This is a genomic window from Bradyrhizobium sp. USDA 4449, from assembly GCF_054056275.1.
In genome coordinates this window covers 2,006,838-2,030,156 of the sequence record NZ_JBSRYD010000001.1, presented here as the reverse complement: position 1 = coordinate 2,030,156, position 23,319 = coordinate 2,006,838, and the positions used below count along the sequence as shown (strand labels likewise).

26 protein-coding genes are annotated in these 23,319 nt (G+C 64.6%); 13 read left to right on the top strand and 13 right to left on the bottom strand.

Annotated features, from left to right (window positions below; translation table 11 throughout):
- Positions 1-50: 50 nt before the first annotated feature.
- Positions 51-851 (top strand): acyl-CoA thioesterase domain-containing protein, encoded by an 801-nt coding sequence (locus tag ACVIIW_RS09690; protein WP_456700527.1) that lies wholly within the window; start codon positions 51-53, stop codon positions 849-851.
- Positions 852-981: 130 nt separating this feature from the next.
- Here the strand turns inward: ACVIIW_RS09690 and ACVIIW_RS09685 are convergent, their stop codons facing one another.
- On the bottom strand, positions 982-1,794 hold the full coding sequence (locus ACVIIW_RS09685) for an alpha/beta hydrolase (protein WP_456700526.1): 813 nt from the start codon (positions 1,792-1,794) through the stop codon (positions 982-984).
- Positions 1,795-2,045: 251 nt separating this feature from the next.
- On the opposite strand from ACVIIW_RS09685, the gene infC reads away from it, so the two are divergent.
- Positions 2,046-2,585, top strand: a complete 540-nt coding sequence (gene infC / locus ACVIIW_RS09680; protein ID WP_456705124.1) for a translation initiation factor IF-3 — start codon at positions 2,046-2,048, stop codon at positions 2,583-2,585.
- A 65-nt stretch (positions 2,586-2,650) separates the two neighbouring features.
- Here the strand turns inward: infC and ACVIIW_RS09675 are convergent, their stop codons facing one another.
- Positions 2,651-3,049, bottom strand: a complete 399-nt coding sequence (locus tag ACVIIW_RS09675) for a hypothetical protein (RefSeq protein WP_456700525.1) — start codon at positions 3,047-3,049, stop codon at positions 2,651-2,653.
- Positions 3,050-3,317: 268 nt separating this feature from the next.
- On the opposite strand from ACVIIW_RS09675, the gene rpmI reads away from it, so the two are divergent.
- A complete protein-coding gene (gene rpmI, locus ACVIIW_RS09670; RefSeq protein WP_007598540.1) occupies positions 3,318-3,518 on the top strand; it encodes a 50S ribosomal protein L35 in 201 nt (66 codons plus the stop codon).
- A gap of 91 nt (positions 3,519-3,609) precedes the next feature.
- Complete coding sequence (gene rplT / locus ACVIIW_RS09665) at positions 3,610-3,969, top strand: 50S ribosomal protein L20 (RefSeq protein ID WP_092239381.1); 360 nt, start codon at positions 3,610-3,612, stop codon at positions 3,967-3,969.
- Between the two features lie 11 nt (positions 3,970-3,980).
- On the opposite strand, the gene ACVIIW_RS09660 is transcribed toward rplT, so the two are convergent.
- Positions 3,981-4,394, bottom strand: coding sequence for a hypothetical protein (locus ACVIIW_RS09660; protein ID WP_456700524.1), 414 nt, complete (start codon positions 4,392-4,394; stop codon positions 3,981-3,983).
- 151 nt (positions 4,395-4,545) lie between these two features.
- Here ACVIIW_RS09660 and pheS point away from each other — a divergent pair, with 151 nt between their 5' ends.
- The 3 genes from pheS (at position 4,546) to pheT (ending at position 8,689) form a co-directional block, all read left to right on the top strand.
- Complete coding sequence (gene pheS, locus ACVIIW_RS09655) at positions 4,546-5,628, top strand: phenylalanine--tRNA ligase subunit alpha (RefSeq protein WP_456700523.1); 1,083 nt, start codon at positions 4,546-4,548, stop codon at positions 5,626-5,628.
- Positions 5,629-5,837: 209 nt separating this feature from the next.
- Positions 5,838-6,284, top strand: coding sequence for an endonuclease domain-containing protein (locus ACVIIW_RS09650; RefSeq protein WP_456700522.1), 447 nt, complete (start codon positions 5,838-5,840; stop codon positions 6,282-6,284).
- Entirely contained in the window at positions 6,281-8,689 is a 2,409-nt protein-coding gene (gene pheT / locus ACVIIW_RS09645; RefSeq protein WP_456700521.1) for a phenylalanine--tRNA ligase subunit beta, read from the top strand. The genes ACVIIW_RS09650 and pheT overlap by 4 nt, the downstream gene beginning before the upstream one ends.
- Positions 8,690-8,862: 173 nt before the next feature.
- Here the strand turns inward: pheT and ACVIIW_RS09640 are convergent, their stop codons facing one another.
- Entirely contained in the window at positions 8,863-10,251 is a 1,389-nt protein-coding gene (locus ACVIIW_RS09640; RefSeq protein ID WP_456700520.1) for a flavin monoamine oxidase family protein, read from the bottom strand.
- Positions 10,252-10,438: 187 nt separating this feature from the next.
- On the opposite strand from ACVIIW_RS09640, the gene ACVIIW_RS09635 reads away from it, so the two are divergent.
- Complete coding sequence (locus tag ACVIIW_RS09635; protein ID WP_456705123.1) at positions 10,439-11,407, top strand: YiiX/YebB-like N1pC/P60 family cysteine hydrolase; 969 nt, start codon at positions 10,439-10,441, stop codon at positions 11,405-11,407.
- A 98-nt stretch (positions 11,408-11,505) separates the two neighbouring features.
- On the opposite strand, the gene ACVIIW_RS09630 is transcribed toward ACVIIW_RS09635, so the two are convergent.
- Positions 11,506-11,781, bottom strand: coding sequence for a metal-sensitive transcriptional regulator (locus ACVIIW_RS09630; RefSeq protein ID WP_092239390.1), 276 nt, complete (start codon positions 11,779-11,781; stop codon positions 11,506-11,508).
- A gap of 50 nt (positions 11,782-11,831) precedes the next feature.
- Between ACVIIW_RS09630 and ACVIIW_RS09625 the strand changes: the two genes are divergently transcribed.
- The 3 genes from ACVIIW_RS09625 (at position 11,832) to ACVIIW_RS09615 (ending at position 15,670) form a co-directional block, all read left to right on the top strand.
- Positions 11,832-14,285 carry a heavy metal translocating P-type ATPase gene (locus ACVIIW_RS09625; RefSeq protein ID WP_456700519.1) on the top strand — a complete coding sequence of 818 codons (2,454 nt, stop codon included), beginning with the start codon at positions 11,832-11,834 and terminating at the stop codon, positions 14,283-14,285.
- A 55-nt stretch (positions 14,286-14,340) separates the two neighbouring features.
- Entirely contained in the window at positions 14,341-14,787 is a 447-nt protein-coding gene (nikR, locus tag ACVIIW_RS09620) for a nickel-responsive transcriptional regulator NikR (RefSeq protein WP_456700518.1), read from the top strand.
- Positions 14,788-14,929: 142 nt separating this feature from the next.
- Entirely contained in the window at positions 14,930-15,670 is a 741-nt protein-coding gene (locus ACVIIW_RS09615) for a sulfate transporter family protein (RefSeq protein WP_456700517.1), read from the top strand.
- Positions 15,671-15,713: 43 nt separating this feature from the next.
- Here ACVIIW_RS09615 and nth read toward each other — a convergent pair whose 3' ends face one another.
- Complete coding sequence (gene nth, locus ACVIIW_RS09610) at positions 15,714-16,481, bottom strand: endonuclease III (protein WP_456700516.1); 768 nt, start codon at positions 16,479-16,481, stop codon at positions 15,714-15,716.
- Between the two features lie 22 nt (positions 16,482-16,503).
- Between nth and ACVIIW_RS09605 the strand changes: the two genes are divergently transcribed.
- Entirely contained in the window at positions 16,504-17,034 is a 531-nt protein-coding gene (locus tag ACVIIW_RS09605) for a DUF2244 domain-containing protein (protein WP_456700515.1), read from the top strand.
- A 54-nt stretch (positions 17,035-17,088) separates the two neighbouring features.
- Positions 17,089-17,985, top strand: coding sequence for a methylated-DNA--[protein]-cysteine S-methyltransferase (locus tag ACVIIW_RS09600; RefSeq protein ID WP_456700514.1), 897 nt, complete (start codon positions 17,089-17,091; stop codon positions 17,983-17,985).
- Positions 17,986-18,052: 67 nt separating this feature from the next.
- Here the strand turns inward: ACVIIW_RS09600 and ACVIIW_RS09595 are convergent, their stop codons facing one another.
- The 7 genes from ACVIIW_RS09595 to dnaJ form a co-directional block, all read right to left on the bottom strand.
- Positions 18,053-18,676 (bottom strand): 2,3-bisphosphoglycerate-dependent phosphoglycerate mutase, encoded by a 624-nt coding sequence (locus ACVIIW_RS09595; protein ID WP_456700513.1) that lies wholly within the window; start codon positions 18,674-18,676, stop codon positions 18,053-18,055.
- Positions 18,677-18,701: 25 nt separating this feature from the next.
- Entirely contained in the window at positions 18,702-19,520 is an 819-nt protein-coding gene (gene dapB / locus ACVIIW_RS09590) for a 4-hydroxy-tetrahydrodipicolinate reductase (RefSeq protein WP_456700512.1), read from the bottom strand.
- A gap of 107 nt (positions 19,521-19,627) precedes the next feature.
- Positions 19,628-19,939, bottom strand: coding sequence for a DUF1330 domain-containing protein (locus ACVIIW_RS09585; protein ID WP_456700511.1), 312 nt, complete (start codon positions 19,937-19,939; stop codon positions 19,628-19,630).
- Between the two features lie 101 nt (positions 19,940-20,040).
- Complete coding sequence (pyrF, locus tag ACVIIW_RS09580) at positions 20,041-20,754, bottom strand: orotidine-5'-phosphate decarboxylase (RefSeq protein WP_456700510.1); 714 nt, start codon at positions 20,752-20,754, stop codon at positions 20,041-20,043.
- A gap of 6 nt (positions 20,755-20,760) precedes the next feature.
- The gene (locus ACVIIW_RS09575) at positions 20,761-21,339 is read right to left on the bottom strand and encodes an NADPH-dependent FMN reductase (RefSeq protein ID WP_092232307.1); all 579 of its coding nucleotides are present in this window, start codon (positions 21,337-21,339) and stop codon (positions 20,761-20,763) included.
- 57 nt (positions 21,340-21,396) lie between these two features.
- Positions 21,397-21,996 carry a class I SAM-dependent methyltransferase gene (locus ACVIIW_RS09570; protein ID WP_456700509.1) on the bottom strand — a complete coding sequence of 200 codons (600 nt, stop codon included), beginning with the start codon at positions 21,994-21,996 and terminating at the stop codon, positions 21,397-21,399.
- Between the two features lie 88 nt (positions 21,997-22,084).
- Complete coding sequence (gene dnaJ / locus ACVIIW_RS09565) at positions 22,085-23,221, bottom strand: molecular chaperone DnaJ (RefSeq protein ID WP_456700508.1); 1,137 nt, start codon at positions 23,219-23,221, stop codon at positions 22,085-22,087.
- Between the last annotated feature and the right edge of the window lie 98 nt (positions 23,222-23,319).

Here is a 23,319-nt window from a genome sequence, read left to right as displayed (position 1 = left end):
CGCGCTCGCCGCCCTTGATTTCCCCACCCATTCCCGCAAAGTCGCCGATCATGACAACAAGCATCCCTTTCTTCACCCGCGACGGCGATACATTCCATCCGACGGAAGTGGCCAATGGCCCCTGGGATCCGAAATCGCTGCACGGCCGCGTCATCATCGGCCTGCTCGGCTTTGCCATCGAGGAGCGCCATTCGGGCCCAGAATTCGTGCCGGCGCGGCTGACAGTCGACATGTTTCGGCTGCCGGCCATCGACAAGCCGATCCAAGTGACGACCCGGCTGGTGCGAGACGGCCTGCGCATCCGCGTTGTGGAAGCCGAGTTTGTCTCCGGCGGCGTCAGCATGGCGCGTGCTTCGTGCCAGCTGTTGCGGCGGACGCAAAATCCTGACGGCAATGTCTGGTCGCCGCCGAACTGGGACGTGCCGAAGCCATCGGAGATTCCAAAGCCGACCGATCCCCGGCTCGGCATGAACGGCAAATGGACGACGCGACCCATCGTCGGCCATATGGGCTCGCTCGGGCCGCGGCGACTTTGGATGAGTGAGGTGCGCGAGCTCGTTGCAGGCGTGCGGATGACGCCGTTCGTCCACGTCGCCACAGGTGCCGATTTCGCAAGCCCATTTGCCAATGCCGGCGACAAGGGGCTCGGCTATATCAACAGCGACGTGACGATCTATCTGCACCGATTGCCGGTGACGAACTGGATCGGTTTCGACGTGGTCAACCATCAAGCCACGGATGGCGTCGCGATCGGCGAATGCTGGCTTTACGACGAGAAGGGCCCGATCGGCACCGCGACCGTCGCCGCGCTGGCGCAACGCAAGCCGATGGCGAAACCACCGCCGCCTTAGCTGGAGTCACAGACATCAGCAGTTTGCTCCGCTGCGCTCCCTCTCCCTTGATGTCCCATCGGAAATCCGTGGCCGTGCGACAAACCAGTCGTCGATCATCGCTCCCGCAAGGAGAGAAGGAAGAAAACAATCACCCGATCTCCGCCACTGCGGCAAGAATGCGCGTGATGTCTTGCGGACGGGACAGGCGATGGTCGCCGTCCTGGATCAGCGTGAGCACGACGTCGTCAGCCGGCAGCCGATGCGTCAGCGCAAATGCATGCTGCCACGGGACGTCAGGGTCCTGGGCACCCTGCAGGATGCGGACGGGACAACCGAGATCGATGGCGCTGCCGAGCACGAGATGGTTGCGGCCCTCCTCGATGAGCTTGCGTGTGATCGGATACGGCGTGCCGTCGCCATATTCGGATGGCCTGAGCCAAAAGCCCTTGGTTTCGATTTCCTTCTTCACCGCGGGCGAGAAGGTCTTCCACATCAGCTCTTCCGTGAAGTCGGGCGCCGGCGCGATCAGCACGAGGCCCGCGAGCGAGGCCTTGGCTTGCGCCTTCTCCTGACGCTTCCTGATCTCGCGCGCCAGCAGCAGCGCCATCCAGCCGCCCATGGAGGAGCCGATCAGGATTTGCGGACCGGCGCAGAACCGCTCGAACACCGCGACGCTGTCCTCGAGCCAGCTGCCGATGGTTCCATCGGCGAATTCGCCGCTGGATTCGCCGTGCCCGGAATAGTCGAACCTGACGGCGGCACGCCCATGCTCTGCGGCCCAGGCATCCAGCGCCACTGCCTTGCCGCCCTGCATGTCCGACTTGAAACCGCCGAGCCAGATCACGCCGGGACCTTGGCCAGATCCTTGACCCGTACGGTGGCGCACCGCGATCCTGCGCGCGGACGCGCCCTCACCCACCTCGATGAAGTCGAGCACGGCATCGGGAATTGCTGTGGTCATGGAACGTTTACTCCGGCTGTGCGGTTTGAGCTGTTCGGGCGCGTTCGCGAAGCAACCCAATATTGCTATTGTCCCTTTGGGACGCTTGCGGAACAGGGGCAAGGTGTCTATGTCGTGCACCGTGCCGAAAAGCGTGGCCAAAATGCCTCGCATTTGAGGGTTTTTCGCTGCTCGCAACGGCGACTTGCTTGCCGCCATCAGCATCTTCCTGCAAAATAGCCGCTTCCTTTCACAATGTTGGAGAACCACCCATTCGCCGTCCCAATAGAGCCCCGCCCGTTGCCAGCAAAGATGGGCCGCGCATCAATGATGATATTCGCAACGCGCAGATCCAGCTGATCGATCAGGCCGGTGAGAACAAAGGCATCATCGAGACCATGCTTGCCATCAAGATGGCCCAGGAAGCCGGCATGGATCTGGTTGAGATTTCGCCAAATGTCAGCCCTCCCGTCTGCAAGATCATGGACTACGGGAAGTACAAGTATTCCGCCCAGAAGAAAGCCGCCGAGGCCCGCAAGCGTCAGAAGACTGTCGAGATCAAGGAGATCAAGCTCCGCCCGATGATCGACGACCACGACTACGACGTGAAGATGCGCGCGATGCTGCGGTTCTTCGAAGAAGGCGACAAGGTCAAGATCACCCTGCGCTATCGCGGCCGCGAAATGGCGCACCAGGAAATCGGCACCAAGCTGCTGGACAAGATCAAGACCGACGTCGCCGAGCTCGCCAAGGTCGAGCAGGACGCCCGGTTCGAAGGCCGCCAGGTCGTCATGGTGCTGGCGCCGCGCTGAGCGCAGCTTTTCAAGGCCGAGAATTCAACGGCCCGTCCGGATTGTCCGGCGGGCCGTTTGTGTTTTCAGGTTCGCGAAGCCTGCCAAGTGCCCCTGCATTGGTCGCCGGAGATGACCCCTCTCCAGTATCCGGCCCCGGCTAAGCCGCCGAGACGGCCGCCGCCGGTGGCATGGGAGGCGCCGACCGACACCGCGACCGCGACGGCGCCGCCGCGATTGACCGTGCCGGAGACCCGGCCGCCGCCGGCGGAGGACACGCGGCTGCCCGTGACGGTGAAGGGGACGCTATAGCCCGAGCTGCAGGCGCCGCGGGTGGTGGCGAAAGTGACATTCCAGACGCCGTCATAGCCGCCGATGCGGGCATCGGCGGTCGAGGGAATAACGGCCGCGGCAACCACGGCGAACAACGCGAGGTGGCGGGGATTGACCACAACAGACAAAATCGATTGAGAAAAATGGGCCATTTTGGTCCTGCTCCGGACGGGACGGCGTGAATAATGGGTAACTCCAAATAGTCGGCGCGGCGGTTCCCGCGGTTCATCGTTGCCATCCGGCCTTTCCTCTGTCATAAGCCCAGCCTTCATCGCCCGGCTGATTAAGGGCTGCCGTGGCGGTGTTTCGTGCGGGTTATGCGCTTATTCGCAAAACCTGAGCACAATCAACGCTCTAACGAGCATTTTTGACGGCCAGCCGCCTTTGCGGGCGGAATTCTGTGGCCATTAGGAGAGCCAAATGCCCAAGCTGAAGACCAAATCGGGCGCTAAAAAGCGCTTCAAGGTGACTGCCACCGGCAAAGTGATGTTCGCCCATCGCAGCAAGCGTCACGGCATGATCAAGCGGACGAAGAAGCAGATCCGTCAGCTTCGCGGCACCGCTGTGCTGTTCAAGACCGACGGCGACAACGTCAAGAAGTACTTCTTGCCGAACGCCTGATCGCGTCCAAGATCGTCGAAGATCATTGCCATCTGCGCCGCGTTAATGCGCGGCGATCCGAAAAACCAAGTCATCTCTGAAGGATTTCGTCATGTCTCGCGTCAAACGCGGTGTGACCGCCCACGCCAAGCACAAGAAAGTCTACAAGGCCGCCAAGGGCTTCTACGGCCGCCGCAAGAACACCATCCGCGCCGCCAAGCCGGCCGTCGAGAAGGCCCAGCAGTACGCCTTCCGCGACCGCAAGCGTAAGAAGCGCACCTTCCGCGCGCTCTGGATCCAGCGTCTCAACGCCGCTGTCCGTCCGTTCGGCCTGACCTACAGCCGATTTATCGACGGTCTCGCCAAGTCGGGCATCACCGTGGACCGCAAGGTGCTCTCGGATCTCGCGATCCACGAGCCCGCATCGTTCCAGCTGATCGCCGAGAAGGCCAAGGCCGCTCTCGCGGCCTGATAGCGCCAGCGCTAGCGGGCGTTCGCGCCCGCAGCCTTCAGCGCGCGTTGCGAGTAACGCTGGGCCACCTCCGCCCGGCAGAATGCCGTAAACGAGAGATACATGGTGCCGGACTTGTTCCGGTACTTGACGTCGCATGCGTGCATCTCGCCTTTGTACGCCTGGGTCTGCGCAGCACTGAGGCCAGGCTTGAAGTCCGCCTCGCATTTCTTTTCGACGGCGGCACCGAGCTGAACATCGCCGCTCGCGGTCAGTTCGCAATCCCTAAAGACCTTCATCGCGCTTTCGCAGCTCTTCCGGCTGCTGATGGTGTCCGCGACCTCGTCCAGCGTCATGGATTTGTCCATGCAGACCATGGCGCGCGCAGGCGTGGCGGCGACGGACAGAACGATGGCCAGGGCAGCCAGATCGCGTTTCGAAAGCATCGCAGGTCTCCTCTTGATCCTCCCTTGGTGCCGGGCCCCCGCGCGAGGTTCAACCCAGCCGTTCGAGGTGCCGAAATGACCGGCTTTTTGCTTGACGTTACGGCCTTCGGGCGGCGACAACCCAGCCGAATTTGGAGCCAAGGATTTGCCTGTGTCCGACCTCGCAACGCTTGAAACGTCCATCCTCGACCAGATCGCCGCCGCGGGCGACGAAGCCGCCCTTGAAGCCGTACGCGTCGCAGCCCTCGGCAAGAAGGGCTCGATCTCGGCGCTGCTCGCCACGCTCGGCAAGATGCCGCCCGACGAACGCAAGACGCAAGGCGCGGCGATCAACCAGGCCAAGGACAAGGTCACCGAGGCGCTCGCCGCACGGCGTGACGTGCTGAAGTCGGCAGCGCTCGATGCGCGGCTGGCCTCCGAGACCGTCGACGTCACCCTGCCGCTGCGCGATGCGCAGGCCGAGGCCGGCCGCATCCATCCGCTCAGCCAGGTCTGGGACGAGCTGACCACCATCTTCGCCGACATGGGTTTCTCGGTCGCCGAAGGTCCAGACATCGAGACCGATGATTACAACTTCACCAAGCTGAATTTCCCCGAAGGTCATCCGGCGCGCGAGATGCACGACACGTTCTTCTTCCATCCCAAGGAGGACGGCTCGCGCATGCTGTTGCGCACTCACACTTCGCCGGTGCAGGTGCGCACCATGCTGACCCAGAAGCCGCCGATCCGCGTGATCTGCCCGGGCCGCACCTATCGCATCGATTCGGACGCGACCCACACGCCGCAATTCCACCAGGTCGAAGGCCTCGTGATCGACAAGGGTTCGCATCTCGGCCACCTCAAATGGATCCTGCACGAGTTCTGCAAGGCGTTCTTCGAGGTCGACCACCTCAACATGCGCTTCCGCCCGTCGTTCTTCCCGTTCACCGAGCCGTCGCTGGAAGTCGACCTGCAGTGCCGCCGCGACAAGAACGAGATCCGCTTCGGCGAAGGCGAGGACTGGATGGAGATCCTCGGTTGCGGCATGGTGCATCCGAACGTGCTGCGCGCCTGCGGCATCGATCCCGACGTGTACCAGGGCTTCGCCTGGGGCATGGGCATCGACCGCATCGCCATGCTGAAATACGGCATCGCCGATCTGCGCCAGCTGTTCGACAGCGACGTCCGCTGGCTCGACCACTACGGCTTCAAGCCGCTGGAGGTGCCGACGCTGGCGGGAGGGCTGAGCTCGTGACGCTCGCTCTCACGCAGATTCTCTCCGTTCCCTTCGCGGAGACAGCCCTCTCCCTGACCCTCCCCCGCAAGCGGGGGAGGGAACGGATGGAGCGAGGGCGTGGCCTCTGTTTCATGGGTACACATTCTCTGCCCGCTCGACAGGTCGAGCTCCCTCCCCCGCGTGCGGGGGAGGTTTGGGGAGAGGGTTTCTCCGCAATGGGGCTGCCAATGGTCGATCCCAAGCATCCGGACTGGAAAGTGTCGGCCAAACTGCGCGCCAACGCACGTGCGCTCAGAAGCAACTCGACTGACGCAGAGCGCATCCTGTGGTCAGAGCTGCGCGGCAACCGGCTGAATGGCGCGCGCTTCCGCCGCCAAGTGCCAATCGAGCGCTACGTCGCCGATTTCATCTGCCACGCGGCCAAGCTCGTCATCGAGCTCGATGGCGGCCAACACTTCTCGGATGAAGGCGAGCGCGCCGACGCTCGTCGCTCAGCGGCGATCGAGGCGAAGGGATTCAAAGTAATCCGCTTCAGCAATCTCGACATCACGACCAATTGTGGCGGCGTTCTCGAAACCATCGCGACTACCATCGCGGAGAGAGCCCCCACCCCAGCCCTCCCCCGCAAGCGGGAGAGGGAGCAGACCGTCTCCGTGGGGAAAAAAAAGCCATGAAATTCACCCTCTCCTGGCTGAAGGATCATCTCGACACCGACGAGCCGCTGGAAAAGCTGGCCGACAAGCTCACCATGATCGGGCTCGAGGTCGAGAGCATCGAGGACAAGGCGAAGGTGCTGAAGCCGTTCACCATTGCGAAGGTGATCTCGGCCGAGCAGCATCCCAACGCCGATCGCCTGCGCGTCTGCATGGTCGACACCGGGGACGGCGGCGCGCCGGTTCAGGTCGTGTGCGGGGCGCCGAATGCGCGCGCCGGCCTCGTCAGCGTGTTCTCGGCGCCCGGCACCTACATTCCCGGCAAGGACATCACGCTCGGCGTCGGCACCATCAGAGGCGTCGAGAGCCGCGGCATGCTGTGCTCGGCGGCCGAGCTGCAGATTTCCAACGACCATGACGGCATCATGGAGTTGCCGGCAGACGCGCCGATCGGCGCGGGTTACGCCGAATGGGCCGCGCTCGGCGATCCCGTGATCGAGATCAACCTCACGCCGAACCGACAGGACTGCACCGGCGTACACGGCATCGCCCGCGATCTCGCAGCTGCCGACATGGGCAAGTTCAAAGATCCCTCGATCAAGCCGGTCAAGGGCGAATTCCCCTGCCCGGTGAAGGTCACGATCGAGGATGCCGCGCTGTGTCCGGGGTTCGCGCTGCGCCTCGTGCGCGGCGTCAAGAACGGCCCGTCACCGCAATGGCTGCAGAAGCGGCTGACCGCGATCGGGCTGCGTCCGATCAACGCGCTGGTCGACATCACCAACTTCATGACCTACGACCGCGCGCGCCCGCTGCACGTGTTCGACGCCAAGAAGGTCGCGGGCAATCTGGTGGTGCGCCGCGCCCGCGCGGGCGAGGCGCTGCTCGCGCTCGACGGCCGCGCCTACAATCTCGATCCGTCGATCTGCGTGATCGCGGATGAGCAGGGCGTCGAATCCCTTGCCGGCATCATGGGCGGCGAAGCCTCGGGCTGCGATGAGAACACCACCGACGTGCTGATCGAATCGGCGCTGTGGAACGAGATCAACGTCGCCCAGACCGGCCGCAAGCTCGGCATCAATTCGGACGCGCGCTATCGCTTCGAGCGCGGCGTCGATCCGGCATTCATGGTGCCCGGGCTCGAGCTTGCCACCAAGATGGTGATGGAGCTGTGCGGCGGCACGCCGTCGGAGAACGTCGTGGTCGGCAACGCCTTTGGCGACGACCGCATCATCGACTTCCCGCTCACCGAGGTGAAGCGCCTCTCCGGCATCGAGGTGCCGCAGGTCGAGATGAAGCTCATCCTGAGCCGGCTCGGCTTCATGATGGCGGGTCCGGGCCCGGTGGTGAAGGTCGCGGTGCCGTCATGGCGCACCGACGTGCACGGCAAGGCCGATATCGTCGAGGAAGTCGTCCGCATCTACGGCGTCGACAAGGTGCCGATGACGCCGTTCGAGCGCGGCGAGGACGCGCGCAAATCGGTGCTGACGCCGCTTCAGCTTCGCACCCGTCGCGCAAGGCGGGCGCTGGCGAGCCGCGGCATGATCGAGGCGGTGACGTGGTCGTTCATCACCAAGCCGGCGGCACAATTGTTCGGCGGCGGCCAGCGCGAGCTCGAAGTCGCGAACCCGATCGCCGCCGACCTCTCCGACATGCGCCCAAGCCTGTTGCCGGGACTGGTCGCAGCCGCGCAGGTCAATGCCGATCGCGGCTATGGCGACGTCATGCTGTTCGAGGTGGGACAGGTGTTCAGGGGTGACCGCCCGCAAGACCAGTTCGTGGCGGCGAGCGGTGTGCGCCGGGGCCTCGCTTCGTCGGACGGGCTGGGGCGGCACTGGTCGGGCTCGGCGCAAGCCGATGTGTTCGACGCCAAGGCCGATGCGCTCGCGGTGCTGGCCGCAGCCGGCGCGCCGATGCAGGCTCTGCAAATCGTCGCCGGCGGTCCAGCCTGGCTGCATCCGGGCCGATCCGGCACGATCCAGATCGGACCACAGAACGTGCTCGGCCATTTCGGCCAGATGCATCCGCGCGCGCTGGAAGCGCTCGGCGCCGACGGCCCCGTTGTCGTGTTCGAGGTGATCCTCGACCGGATTCCGGAGGCGAAAAAGAAGCCGACACGCGCCAAGCCGCTCATCGAGCTGTCGGCGTTCCAGCCTGTGTCGCGCGACTTCGCCTTCATCGTCGACCGCGCTGTGAAGGCCGGCGACATCGTGCGCGCCGCGCAAGGCGTCGACAAGAAGCTGATCACCGGCGTCATTGTGTTCGACGTCTATGAGGGCAAGGGCATCGACGACGGCAAGAAGTCGATCGGCATCGCGGTGACGATCCAGCCGCGCGAGAAGACGCTGACCGACCAGGAGATCGAGGCCGTGGCCGCGAAGATCGTGGCCGAGGTCACGAAGAAGACCGGCGGCACGTTGAGAGCATGACGCCGAAAAGCGTGACGCGGTTTTCGGGCCGCGTCATGCTCCGCCATGATCCCGGTGAGCCATTGCAAGGCGAGCTGGAAACGACGAGACTTCGCAACACTATTGCTCCGGAGTATGAGCCCCGGCCTGCGCCGGGACGACGGCGGAGTTTGTGCGGCTTCGCTGCCTCTGTCCTACCGCCGCGGCGCGCGACGCTTCTTCGTCGATTGCGTCGGCACGTCGGCCGGCTCGGCCTTGAGCGCACCGATCTTGCGGAGCGCGGCGTCCGCGGCGCGCTCGCCGCTGTCCCAGGCGCCGTCGACGGTGCCCCACAGCGTCTCATGCGTGGCTTCGCCGGCGAGGAACAGATTGCCGATCGGCTCGGTCAAAATCTTTCGCGAGAGTTGGCCGCCGGGTGACGCCGCCGACATCGCGCCCATGACGTAGGGGGAGGCGTTCCAGCGCGTCGCCGCGGTCTTCTGCACGGCGGCCGCCGCCTCGCTGCCGAACAGCTTCGCGATCCACTCCTTGGCGAAGGCGGCCATCGCCTTGTCGCCCTGCTCCGAGAGGTCGCGTCCGAACGAGCCGCCGACGTCGATCGAGCACAGCGAGGATCCGCCGATATTGGCGAACATCAGCGCGGTGCGCGTCGAATTGCTCTGCTCGATCAGGATATCGTCGCGCGACAGCCCGAGCGGATTGCCCGGCAGCTGCAGCACGATGTGATCGTAGCTGCCAAGACCGAGCTTGGAGGCCGCATCCAGCGTGCGCTTGGGAATGTCAGGCGCGAATTTGATCGCGCCTGACGTGAGCACATTGGTGGAGACCGTGATGATGGCGGCGCGCGCGGCGATCTTGCCGGCTTGCGTTTCCACGCTGACGTCGCGGTTGCTCCAGAGAATCCGGCTTGCCGGCGTCGACAGCACTGCTGGCACCTGCTCGCCGAGCCTGGCGATCAGGGTGCCAAGACCCTGGCGGCAGGCGATCGGGGCATTGCGGTCCTGCGCACGCGCCTTGTCGATCGCCGACAGCTCCTTCAGGTCCTTGCCGGCAAAGCTTGCGCCGAGCACAAACTCCGCAGCCCCTGCCCAATCGCCGAGATCTTTCGGCAGCACCGCAGCGCAGGAGGTATCGAGCTTGCCGCGCGAAGCCTCGTCGATGGCCCTGTTGGCGCGCACGAGCGCCGCGAGAAACTCCTCGGTCTCGCCGGCCCGCGCATTGCGGCGGCCGATGCGCATCTTCTGGCCCGACGGCGCAGGCGACACATCGAGCCCCGCGCCGCGCGCCAGCCGGATCATCGGGTTGCTATCAGGATTGTGCATCCAGCGTGCGCCGCGATCGAACGGCACGTCGAAGGTCATGCTGTCGGTGATGCAGCGGCCGCCCATCTGCGACGTTGCCTCCACCACCACGACCCTGCGATTGGCCGCCATGATACGCCGCGCTGCAGCGATGCCGGCCGCTCCCGCACCGATCACGACAATGTCAGCCTCGCGCGGCAAGGGCCCGGCCGTTGCGCGCAGGACCGGCGCCGCAGCAAGAGCCGCCGACACCGAGAGGAAGCCGCGGCGCGTGATTGTCATGTCATGGTTTCCGGAGACTTGCGGCGGATGGGAACAGCCCCAGAACCTTGCCGCATCTGATGTTGCGCAGCAACCGTCATGGTGAATCAATCGTGCTTGACCTCACGGAGCCATGAACCGAATTGCAACAGGTTGGGACCATGATACAGATGGAAAAAAGATGGCCAGAAAGGCCCCGGGGGAGTTCATGGGGACGGTCCTAGATTCAGTCGGCAAGGTGATAGCCGCGTACCTCTCGAAAGAGGTGCCGGGCTATGAGCCGTTCACGCCGAGCGACCCCGAGCATTTGCGCGGCGTGATCCAGCCCGGCGACGTCATGCTGGTCGAGGGTAACAACCGTATCTCCGGCATCATCAAATATCTGACGCAGTCGACCTGGTCGCATGCGGCGCTCTATGTCGGCCCCATCGAGGGCGCGGTCGAGCACGACGGCGAGCCGCATGTGCTGATCGAGGCCAATATCGGCGAGGGCGTCACCTCTGCGCCCCTTTCCAAATACTTCCCGTATCACACTCGCCTCTGCCGTCCGGTCGGACTGTCCTATGAGGACCGCACCACGGTGTGCCGCTATGCGATCAACCGCATCGGGTTCGGCTACGATACCAAAAACATCATCGATCTGATGCGCTTCCTGATCCCGCTGCCGGTGCCGCAGCGCTGGCGGCGGCGCATGATCGCGATCGGCTCCGGCGATCCAACCAAGATCATCTGCTCGGCGCTGATCGCACAGGCCTTCGATGCGGTACGCTACCCGATCCTGCCGAAGATCACCAAGGCCGGCAGCCGCGCCGCCCGCCGCGAGATCCTGCACATCCGCGATTCCTCGCTCTACATGCCCCGCGACTTCGACATCTCGCCCTATTTCGAAGTCGTCAAACCCACCATCGTGCACGGCTTCGACTACACGGCCCTGCACTGGGCCGACAAGCAAAAGCCGCTCGAGGAGGTAGCGGGCTCATTCGGTGTGTTTCCAGAAACGGTCCGTTCGCCGCCGCTCGTTCCTGAAGCGGCTGACGAAGAAGCGCCGGCTGAAGTTCCGGCTGAGCAAGTGAGCGGGGAGGCTGTGGAACCTGGCTCAGAGCAGTTCGCGTTGCTGAAAAAGCTCGCGATGTACCGGCCACGGCGCCGGGGACGTGCACGAGAGCGGGCGGCTTAGCTCCACTGTCGTCTGCGTTCGCAGGGACGACAGCGCTGAATGTTGCGCGATCGCGCATCAGCAACCGTTATTGCAATGGCGGCGGCGAGAACCGCGCCCTACCGCTCCGCCCGCCCGATCACCGCCATCAACTCCGCGATCTTTTCCCGTTGATCGGCCTTGTCGCCGCTCGCAATCGCGTGCTCGACGCAATGGGCGACGTGGTCCTTCAAAACCTCTTCCTCGACCCGCCGCAGTGCGGCGCGCACGGCCGATATCTGCGTGACGATGTCGATGCAGTAGCGGTCCTCCTCGACCATTTTCTGGAGGCCGCGAACCTGGCCCTCGATCCGGCCGAGGCGTTTTCCGACGGATGCCTTGATGTCCTTGCGCATGCGGCCTATATACCCCTACCGGGTATGGGTTACAAGGCCGGAGTGCAGGAATGAACGACGCGAACCACACACACCACAATGGGAAGACGCAGTCCGGATGCGGTTGTTCCGCGAATTCAGTGGTTCCCGGGCCGGCCGCCTCGTCCTGCTGCGGCGGAGATGGCGATCGCGCCGACCATGCCCATCATGATGTTCATGACCACAACGCGACCGCGACAAAGGTCCTCGACCCGGTCTGCGGCATGACGGTCGATCCCGCGACCTCCAAGCACCGCCTCACACATCACGGCGAGACCTTCCATTTCTGCTCGGCCGGGTGCCGCACCAAATTCGCGGCCGACCCCGCAAAGTATCTCGCCAGGGAGAAAGCATCCGAGCCGGAGATGCCGGAGGGCACCATCTACACCTGTCCGATGCATCCGGAGATCCGCCAGGTTGGACCCGGCAGCTGTCCGATCTGCGGGATGGCGCTCGAGCCTGATGTGGTGAGCCTCGAAACCGGACCGAATCCGGAACTGGCGGACATGACGCGCCGGTTCTGGATTGGCGGCGCGTTGGCACTGCCGCCTGTTGTGCTGGAGATGGGCGGCCATCTCGCAGGTCCGCACAACTGGATCGACCCTGTCGTGTCGAACTGGATCCAGCTCGCCTTTGCGACGCCCGTGGTGCTCTGGGCCGGCTGGCCGTTCCTGGCGCGCGGCTGGCAATCGCTGCGCACGCGCAACCTCAACATGTTCACGCTGATCGCGATGGGCACCGGCGTTGCCTATGTCTACAGCCTGATCGGCACCACGGCGCCGCAGCTTTTCCCGGCAACCTTCCGCGGCCATGAGGGCGCGGTCGCCGTCTATTTCGAAGCGGCCGCCGTCATCACCGTGCTGGTGCTATTGGGCCAGGTGCTGGAGCTCCGCGCTCGCGACGCTACGTCGGGCGCCATCAAGGCGCTGTTGCAGCTTGCGCCAAAAACGGCGCGGCGCGTCGATGCCGATGGTAACGAGCGCGAGGTGGACATCGACGCGCTGCGTCCCGGCGATCGGTTGCGCGTTCGTCCGGGCGAAAAGGTGCCGGTCGACGGCGTCATTCTCGAGGGGCGCTCCTCGCTCGATGAATCACTCGTCACAGGCGAATCCATGCCTGTCACCAAAGAGCCAGGCGCCAAGGTCATCGCCGGCACGTTGAACCAGTCCGGCAGCTTCATCATGCGCGCCGACAAGGTCGGGCGCGAGACGCTGCTGTCGCAGATCGTGCAGATGGTCGCGGATGCGCAGCGCTCGCGCGCGCCGATTCAGCGGCTGGCCGACCAGGTTGCGGGCTGGTTCGTGCCGACGGTGATTGCTGTCGCCATCGCCGCCTTTGCCGCCTGGGCCTGGCTCGGGCCGGAGCCGCGGCTCGCCTTCGGCCTCGTCGCCGCCGTCAGCGTCCTCATCATCGCCTGCCCCTGCGCGTTGGGCCTGGCGACCCCGATGTCGATCATGGTGGGCGTCGGCCGCGGCGCGCAGGCAGGCGTGCTGATCAAGAACGCCGAAGCGCTGGAGCGGATGGAGAAGATCGACACGCTGGTGGTCGACAAAACGGGGACGCTGACCGAAGGCAAGCCACGGGTCGTCGCGATCGTGCCGGCAGCAGGCTTTGCCGAAGACGCCATCCTTCGGCTTGCAGCCAGCGTCGAGCGCGCCAGCGAACATCCGCTCGCCGATGCCATCGTGCGCGCCGCAAAGGAGAAGCAGCTTGCATTGGGCCGCGTCGAACATTTCGATTCGCCGACGGGCAAGGGCGCCACGGGCAAGGTCGATGGCAAGAGCATCGTCCTCGGCAACGCCAAATATCTGGCGTCGATCGGCATCGAGACCAAGGCGCTCGACAGTGAAGCCGAACGCCTGCGTGGCGACGGCGCGACCGTGATCAACATGGCAATCGACGGCGCACCTGCCGGCCTGTTTGCGATCGCGGATCCGGTCAAGGCCTCGACCCCGGAAGCGCTGAAGGCGCTCGCCGCCGAGGGCATCAAGGTGATCATGCTCACCGGCGACAACCGCACCACCGCGCAAGCCGTGGCACGGCGGCTCGGCATTGCCGATGTCGAGGCCGAAGTGCTACCGGACCAGAAGAGCGCCGTGGTGACGAAGCTGCAGAAGGCCGGCCGCAGCGTGGCGATGGCCGGCGACGGCGTCAACGATGCGCCGGCGCTGGCTGCGGCCGAGGTCGGCATTGCCATGGGCACCGGCACCGACGTGGCGATGGAAAGCGCCGGCGTCACCCTGCTGAAGGGCGATCTCACCGGGATCGTGCGTGCGCGAAAACTGTCACAGGCGACGATGAGCAATATCAGGCAGAACCTGTTCTTCGCCTTCATCTACAACGCCGCCGGCATTCCTATTGCCGCCGGTATCCTCTACCCGGCCTTCGGCGTGCTGCTGTCGCCGATCATCGCGGCAGCGGCGATGGCGCTGTCCTCGGTGAGCGTGGTCGGCAATGCGCTGAGGCTGCGTGCGACGCGGCTGTGAGAACGTCAAAATCCGTGTAGAACGGGTCCATTCGGCAGCCGGCGGAGAGGACCCGATGCAGCGGATTACGATCACGATCGAGGACGATTTGCTGGCGGAGATCGATGCCGCGGCCGAGGCGCGCGGCTACCAGAACCGCAGCGAGATCATCCGCGATCTCGCGCGCGCCGGGCTGCAGCAAGCGAGCGAGGACGCGGCGCAGAGCGGCCCCTGCGTTGCAGGCCTCGTCTATGTCTACGACCACGCCGCGCGGGATCTCTCAAAGCGTCTGGTGCAGGAATTCCACGGCCATCACGACCTCGCGCTCGCGACGCTGCACGTCCATCTCGACGACTTCAATTGCATGGAGATGACGGCCCTGCGCGGCGACGCCGCCGAGGTCAGGCACTTCGCCGATCACATCATCGCGGAGCGTGGCGTGCGCTATGGGCGTGTGGTGATGATCCCGACGGGCGAAGGGAAGCCGGCCAGGATGAGGAAGCACGCGCATCGGCATGAATAGGCCCTCTGGCCGGCCGGCGAGAGACGTTTGTCAAAGATCAATTGGCAGAGACGATACACGCCGCAGTTTGGGCAAGTCAGCGTCCCTTGCCGAAACAGCCCTGGGTGTCTACCTCTCGCTGGTGATTTCGTGAGAGGTTCCCATGCTGGATGCCGCCGTCAAGGCGCTGTCGCAAATGATGTCGCCGCCGATGCGCTCGATCCTGTGGCGATCGATCGGGCTGGCGCTGGTGCTGGTCACAGTGCTGGCGATCGGACTGCAGCGGCTGCTGAGCTGGTTCGCGACCTACGGCGAGGTGTGGCTCGAGGGCCTGCTCGGGCCGGGATGGCATTCGTCCCTGGAGGTGCTGGCCTGGATCATCTCGATCGCGGCCGGCTTCGGCGTCGTGTTCGGCAGCGTATTCCTGATGCCGGCGATCACTTCGCTGGTCGCGAGCTTTTTCGTCGACGACGTCGCCGATATCGTCGAGCGCGAATATTATCCCACCGAGCGGCTGGGCATGGCGCTGCCGTTCAATCAGGCCATCCTCGAAGGCATCAAGACCGCATTGTTGACCATTGTGGTCTATCTCGTCGCGTTGCCGCTGGTGTTTCTGGCCGGCGCCGGCTTCCTGATCTTCTTCCTCGCCGCAGCCTGGCTGCTGGGACGCGAATACTTCGAGCTCGCTGCGATGCGCTTCCGCTCGCCCGAGGATGCCAAGGCGATGCGCCGCGACAATGCCGCGACCATCTTCACCGCCGGCCTCTTCATTGCGGCCTTCGTCTCGATCCCGGTCGTGAACCTGGCAACGCCGATCTTCGGCATGGCCTTCATGGTCCACATGCACAAGCGGCTATCAGGACCGCGGCCGGGGCTGATCGAGCCCGCGCGGCAGATGCGGTGACGGCGCGCTCTCTCTTCCCGCTCGCGGGGAGAGGCCACCGCCATCACACCGTCTTCTCCGGCCACCGGCAGAGATCGTTGATCAGGCAAACCTCGCAACGCGGCTTGCGCGCGAGACACGTATAGCGACCGTGCAAGATCAGCCAATGATGGGCGTGCAGCATGAACTCGGCCGGAACCACCTTTTCGAGACCGAGCTCGACCTCGAGCGGCGTCTTGCCCGGCGCAAGGGCAGTGCGGTTGCCGACGCGGAAAACATGCGTGTCGACCGCCATGGTGTGCTCGCCGAAGGCCATGTTGAGCACGACATTGGCGGTCTTGCGTCCCGCGCCCGGCAGCGACTCGATCTCGGCGCGCGTGCGCGGCACCTCGCCCCCGAAATCGCCGATCAACTTGGCCGATAGCGCGATGACGTTCTTCGCCTTGGTGCGGTAGAGACCGATGGTCCTGATGTAGTCGCGCAGACGTTCTTCGCCGAGCTCGAGCATCTTCTGCGGGGTGTCGGCGATTTTGAACAATTCGCGTGTCGCCTTGTTGACTCCGGCGTCGGTCGCCTGTGCAGACAACACCACGGCGACCAGCAGCGTGAACGGATTGACGTGCTCGAGCTCGCCTTTCGGCTCGGGATTGGCTTTGCGGAAACGGCTGAAGACCTCGTGGATCTCCGCCGGTGTCCAGGGTTTTATCGCCCTGGACGATTTGCTGGCCGTGGCCGATTTCTTCGTGGGCTTCGGCTTCGCGGTAGCCGATTTTGCCTTTTTCTTCGGCAGCGCCACTTTGCCCGGGGCCGGCTTGCGGGTGATTTTCGTCATGATCGGGATATACTGAGGGACGATGAGCACAGGCAACCAAATTGAGCGCGCAGACTCTGAAGGTCATGACGTGCAGATCTTCTCTGCGCTGCTGACGCCGCACCGCTCCCTGAACCGCACCGGCTTCCTGGCCGTGATGCTGTTCCTGAGCGTCGTCAGCTTCGTCACCGGAATTGTCTTCCTGATGAAGGGTGCCTGGCCGGTGTTCGGCTTTTTCGGCCTCGACGTGCTCGTGGTCTGGTGGGCTTTCAAGGCCAATTTCCGCAGCGCGCGGGCGCGCGAGGAGATCACGGTCACGACGTCGGAGTTGCGGGTGCGGCGGGTCAGCCATCGCGGTCAGGTCGCCGAATGGACCTTCAATCCGCTCTGGGTTCGCCTCGACATGGAGGTGGACGAGGACTTTGGTATCGAGCATCTCTATCTGATCTCGCGCGGCCGCCAGATCCAGATTGCAAGGTTCCTCGGACCTGATGAAAAGGCAAGCTTTTACAAAGGCTTGATCGAAGCATTGAACGCCGCCAAGCGCGGCCCGACCTACAATCCGGTGGCTTGAACGCAGTCAGAAATCGGGTGGTTTCGACGCCTCGCCGCGCCTACATTTCCGGTCATGATGACACTCGCCATACATGACCAGCGCCTGGCAAAGCCGGGCACCCAGAACGCCGCGCTACGCGATTATGATTCCGTGCGCCGGGCGATCGCGTTCATCTCGGAGAACTGGCGCGCGCAGCCGACCATCGAGGCGATGGCGGATGCGGCCGGCGTCACGCCGGATGAGCTGCACCATCTGTTCCGCCGCTGGGCCTCGATCACGCCCAAGGCCTTTATGCAGGCGCTGACGCTCGACCACGCCAAGGGCCTGCTGCGCGACTCCGCAAGCATCCTCGACGCGGCACTCGACTCAGGGCTGTCGGGTCCCGGCCGGCTGCACGACCTCTTCGTCACGCACGAAGCGATGTCGCCGGGCGAATGGAAGAACGGCGGCGCGGGGCTGACGCTTCGCTATGGCTTCCATCCCTCGCCATTCGGCACGGCGATCGTGATCGCGACTGATCGCGGGCTGTCGGGTCTCGCTTTCGCCGATCACGGCGAGGAGAAAATCGCGCTCGCCGACATGATGCGGCGCTGGCCGAACGCAACCTATGTCGAGGACCACGAGGGCACCGCGCCGCTCGCGGCACGCATCTTCGACACAAAACTGTGGCGCCCCGACCAGCCGCTGCGCGTGGTGATGATCGGCACCGATTTCGAGGTGCGGGTGTGGGAGACGCTGTTGAAGATTCCAATGGGCCGCGCGGTGTCGTATTCCGACATCGCCTGCAACATCAACAGGCCCAAGGCGTCGCGCGCCGTTGGTGCCGCGGTCGGCAAGAACCCGGTCTCGTTCGTCGTGCCCTGCCATCGCGCGCTCGGCAAGAGCGGCACGCTCACCGGTTATCACTGGGGCATCACGCGGAAACAGGCGATGCTGGGCTGGGAAGCCGGGCAGCTGGGGCTGCAGTAGCTCCGCTGCCGCAGGGTGGGTTAGCGTCAGCGTAACCCATCCTCCAATTTTGCGCCTGCGGCGAAACCTAGCCCGCCAGATCCAGCTTCGACGCCACGGTCGAATCCGCGTTGAGCCGATAGATGATTGGCACGCCCGTCGCGAGCTCGCGCTTCAGGATGCCTTCGGGCGACAGCTTCTCCAACACCATGATCAGCGCACGCAGCGAATTGCCGTGTGCGGCGACCAGGGTGCGCTTGCCGTTGAGCACGCCGGGCAGGATTTCCTGCACGTAATAAGGCAGCGCGCGGGCCAGCGTGTCCTTCAGGCTTTCACCGCCGGGCGGCGGCACGTCGTAGGAGCGGCGCCAGATCAGCACTTGCTCCTCGCCCCATTTCTTGCGGGCGTCGTCCTTGTTGAGGCCGGAGAGATCGCCGTAGTCGCGCTCGTTCAGCGCGAGGTTCTTCGAAGTCGGCAGGTCCCTTTGGCCGAGCTCGCCGAGAATGAGATCGAGCGTGTGCTGCGCGCGCCTCAGCACCGAGGTGTAGGCGACGTCGAAGACGAGGCCCTCCGCCTTCAATTTGCGGCCGGCCTCCGAGGCTTCCTTCATGCCCAGCTCGGTGAGATCAGGATCCTTCCAGCCGGTGAACAGGTTCTTGAGATTCCATTCGCTCTGGCCGTGCCGCACGAGCACGAGAAGACGTTCGCTCATTGACTGCTTCCGTTCGGGTTATCGGTTAGATGTCCGCGAGGCCGAGCACGTCGGCCATGGAGTAGTGCCCCGGCTTCTTGCCATGCGCCCACAGCGCCGCCTTCAGCGCGCCGTGCGCGAACAGAATGCGGTCTTCGGCGAGATGGGACAGGGTCAGCCGCTCGAACGGGCCGAGGAAGGTGACGCTGTGCTCGCCGGCGACGGTGCCGCCGCGCAGGGAGGCAAAGCCGATGGCCCCCGGCTTGCGCGCGCCGGTGATGCCGTCGCGGCCGCGTTCAGAATGCTCTTCGTCGAGCGGGATGCCGCGACCGGCCGCTGCCGCCTGGCCCAACATCAGCGCGGTGCCGGAGGGCGCATCGACCTTCATACGGTGATGGGATTCGACGATCTCGATGTCAAAGCTCTGGTCGAGCGCCTTGGCGACGCGCTTGACCACGGCGGCGAGGAGATTGACGCCCAGGCTCATATTGCCCGACTGCACCACGACGGCGCGGTTGGTGACGCTCTTGATCACGGCATTGTCCGAGGCCGAAAGCCCGGTGGTGCCGACGACGTGGACCAGCCCGCGCTCGGCCGCGATCGCGACGTTGGCGATGGTTGCGGCCGGCACAGTGAAATCCAGGATGCCGTCGGCGTCTTTGGACATCGCCCAGAGGTCGGCGGACAATTTGATGCCGTTTTCAGGCAGACCGGCGAGCACGCCGGCATCCTTGCCTAAGAGCTCCGAGCCCGGCGCCTCCAGCGCGCCAGCCAGCACCGCGCCTTTGCTGTCGGCAATCGCCCGCACCAGGGCGCGGCCCATCCGGCCACCGGCTCCGGCAACAATCAAGCGCATGTCTGACATGGTGTGATCCTCTCAGCGCCGTTGTAGCGGCGGGATGCAGTTCCGGCAACCGAGGCCCCATGAGCCCGCGGCATGCTCCTCTCCAGGGGGCGGCAAGAGAGGACGCCTCAACCGTCCGACGGCTGCGGTCCGTCGTAACCTTCGATGATGATGAGGTCGGCGATCGAGTGCGGCTGCCGCACCTTGATGTTGGCCTGGTATTCCGGCGAGTTGTAGCACGCGATGGCGGTCTGATAGTCCGGAAATTCGATCACGACGTTGCGGGTGCGGCTGGCGCCTTCGACAGTGGTGAACTTGCCCGCGCGGACGACGAAGCGGCCGCCCCATTTCTTGAAGATCGGACCGTTGGCGACAGCGTAGGGCTTGTAGCCCTCGTCATTGCTCACGTCGACGCGACCGATCCAGTAGCCTTTTGCCATTGTTCTTCTCCCTGGTTGTTGGTGGTTCTATTTGAGCATGATCTCCGCGCAAACGCGTTCCGCGTTTGTCGCGAGAAAAAACCGCTTCACACTGTTGCGGATCATGCTTCGAGTGCCTGCGCGATCTCGGCCTGGATGGCTTCCGCGACCGCCTTCGGATCGGCGGCTTCCACCACCGGCCGGCCGACGACGAGATAATCCGCGCCCGCGGCGATTGCACGGCCCGGCGTCATGATGCGCTTCTGGTCCCCGGCGGCCGATCCTGCCGGACGAATGCCTGGCGTGACGAGATGCATCTTGCGTCCGACGATCTTGCGCAAGGCTACCGCCTCCTCGGGCGACGATACCAGGCCATCGATGCCGAGCGTCTGTGCCTGCCCCGCGCGCGCTTCGACGAGCTCGGAGACGCCGAGCCGGAACCCGGCGGCGTGCAGATCGTCCTGATTGTACGAGGTCAGCACCGTAACGGCGAGAAGCTTCAGCTTCGAGGAGCCGCGGCCCTCGACGGCGCCCTTCATGGTCTGCGGATAGGCATGCACGGTGAGGAAGGTTGCGCCCAGCCTGGTGATGCTTTCAACGCCTTGCGCCACCGTGTTGCCGATGTCGTGCAGCTTGAGATCGAGAAAGACCTTCTTGCCCTTGTCGGCAAGCCTGGCGACCAGCGGCAAGCCGCCGGCATAAGCGAGCCGATAGCCGATCTTGTAGAAGGTGACGCTGTCGCCGAGCCCGGCGATCATCGCCTCCGCGGCCTCGACGCTGGGCAGATCGAGCGCGACGATCAGACGGTCCTTGGGGGCGATTTCGGCGTGCGTCATGTCACCTCACATCATGCGTTGGGAAATGTCGATCAACTGCCGCACCATCTCCTTCAGCCCGTCGCTATCGGTCTGGCTCTTGAGCCTGTCCATATCGTCGTAGGCCTGGTCGGCAAAGGCGAGCGTGAATTGGCTGGCGATCACATTGGCCTGGCAGGACGTCAGGATCAGCCGCAATGCCTGAAGCGCACGGGCGGCACCTAACCGGCTCTGCGAAGCACCGGCGAGTGCGAAGGCGCGGTTGCGGAAGACATCGCCGCGCGCCTCGTGCAGATCGTGCACGCGGCTCACCCAGTCGATCGCGTTCTTCAGCAGCGGCGGCACCGAGGCGTTGTATTCGGGCGAAACGATCAGCACGCCATGATGTGCGCCGATCATGCGCTTGAGATTGATGGCGTGCTTCGGGATGCCTGACTTGGCCTGGAGATCGCCGTCATAGATCGGCAGCGGAAAATCGGCGAGCGAGATGCGGGTGATGTCGACACCGGCCTGGGCGAACTCATAGGCGGCGACCGCCGCCAGCTTCGCATTGTGCGAGCCGGTGCGCAGCGAGCCGGGAATGACCAGGATTTTCGGTGCGGACATCCGCTTCCCTACGTTCGGCGAAACAAGCCCGCCGCGCAGAGAAGAAAGCCGGCGGAATTAGTCCTTGCGATACACCCAGACGCGGGCCGGCGGAAGGTTCATCCAGATCCGTTCCGAAGCCTCTGTGGACACGCCGGGCAGCGATTTCGGGATCGGCGGCACCACCGCATAGGTGAACTGGACGAAGGGCGCGCCGGGCGCCAGCGCCATGAAGGAATCGCGAATGAGCCGCAGCCGGGTCAGCATCGGTTTTGTGACCAGCGGCAGGCCGGAGACAACGGCCGAGGCCGGCGCGCTCAGAACGTTCCAGAGCGTGTCGCGCAGGCGATAGGCGTCGCCCTGCACCACAGTCGCCTGCGGATAGCGGTCGCGCAGCAGCGCGCAGAAGCCGGGATTGTATTCGACGAGCACCAGACGCTTCTGGTCGACGCCGCGCTCGACCAGGGCCGAGGTGATGGCGCCGGTGCCGGGCCCGAGCTCGACCACCGGAGCGTCGGAATCGACATCGACATAGTGAGCCATGGTCCGGGCCAGCAGCTTGCCCGACGGCATCACCGCGCCCATGTGGAGGGGCTTTTCGATCCACGATCTGAGAAAGCGCACCTCGTCATCTAGACGGGGCTTCTTCAACGCACGCGCGGACGATGGCAATGGCATGTCAGGACCGGACGGGACCGCGTGACAGCGGCGTGTCAGAAAAAGGTCATAAAGACGTATAGGCCGAAGCCGATACGGTCAAGCCGGCTCAGTTCGCCCGATTGCCGAAGAAATCCTTGACCTTGGCGAAGAAGCCCTCGGATTCCGGCTGGGTGTTGCCGGAGGAGAGCTTTTCGAACTCGACCAGCAATTCCTGCTGCTTCTTGGTGAGGTTCTGGGGGGTCTCAACCACGACCTGAACGTACATGTCGCCCATCTGGCGGGAGCGCAGGACCGGCATGCCTTTTGATGCAATGCGGAATCGACGGGCGGACTGGGTTCCGGCAGGCACCTTCACCTTGGCCTTGGTCTGGTCGATGGTCGGCACCTCGAATTCGCCGCCGAGCGCCGCTGTCACCATCGAGATCGGCACCCGGCAATGCAGATCGGCGCCGTCGCGCTGGAAGAACTGGTGCTGGGCCAGCGACAGGAAGATGTAGAGATCGCCGGGCGGGCCGCCGCGAACGCCGGCTTCGCCTTCGCCGGCGAGCCTGATCCTGGTGCCGTCCTCGACGCCTTGCGGGATATTGACCGACAGCGTGCGCTCGCGGGTGACGCGGCCCTGGCCCGAGCAGGACGGGCAGGCGTCCTCGATCATCTGGCCGCGGCCCTGGCAGGCGGGGCAGGTGCGTTCGAGGGTGAAGAAGCCTTGCGACTGTCGCACGCGGCCGGCGCCGCCGCAGGTCGAGCAGGCCTTCGGCTTGGTGCCGGCCTTGGCGCCGATGCCCGAGCAGGCCTCGCAGGTGACGGAGACCGGAATCTCGATCTGCGCGGTCTTGCCGGCAAAAGCTTCCTCGAGGGTGATTTCCATGTTGTAGCGCAGGTCGGCGCCACGCTCGCGGCCGCCGCGGCCCCGCTGGCCGGCCATGCCAAACAGATCTTCGAAAATATCGGAGAAGGAGGAGGCGAAGCCCGCACCGAAGCCGGCGCCACCGCCGCCGGGACCGCCCTGCTCGAACGCGGCATGGCCGAAGCGGTCGTAGGCCGCGCGCTTGTCCTTGTCCTTCAGGACCTCGTAGGCCTCGTTGATCTCCTTGAACTTGACCTCGCTGGTCTCGTCCCCGGGATTGCGGTCCGGATGAAACTTCATCGCCAGCTTGCGGAACGACGATTTCAGTTTGCTCTCGTCGGCCGTGCGTTCGACTTCGAGGGTTTCGTAGTAGCAGCGCTTGGTGGACGTGGACATGTCTGACTCAGGTCTATCCGATCGCGATTCAAGTCGGAGCGAAACGACGTCGCCACGCGACGATATGGGCGGCCTTCCGCGTCGTGGCAGCGGACCGC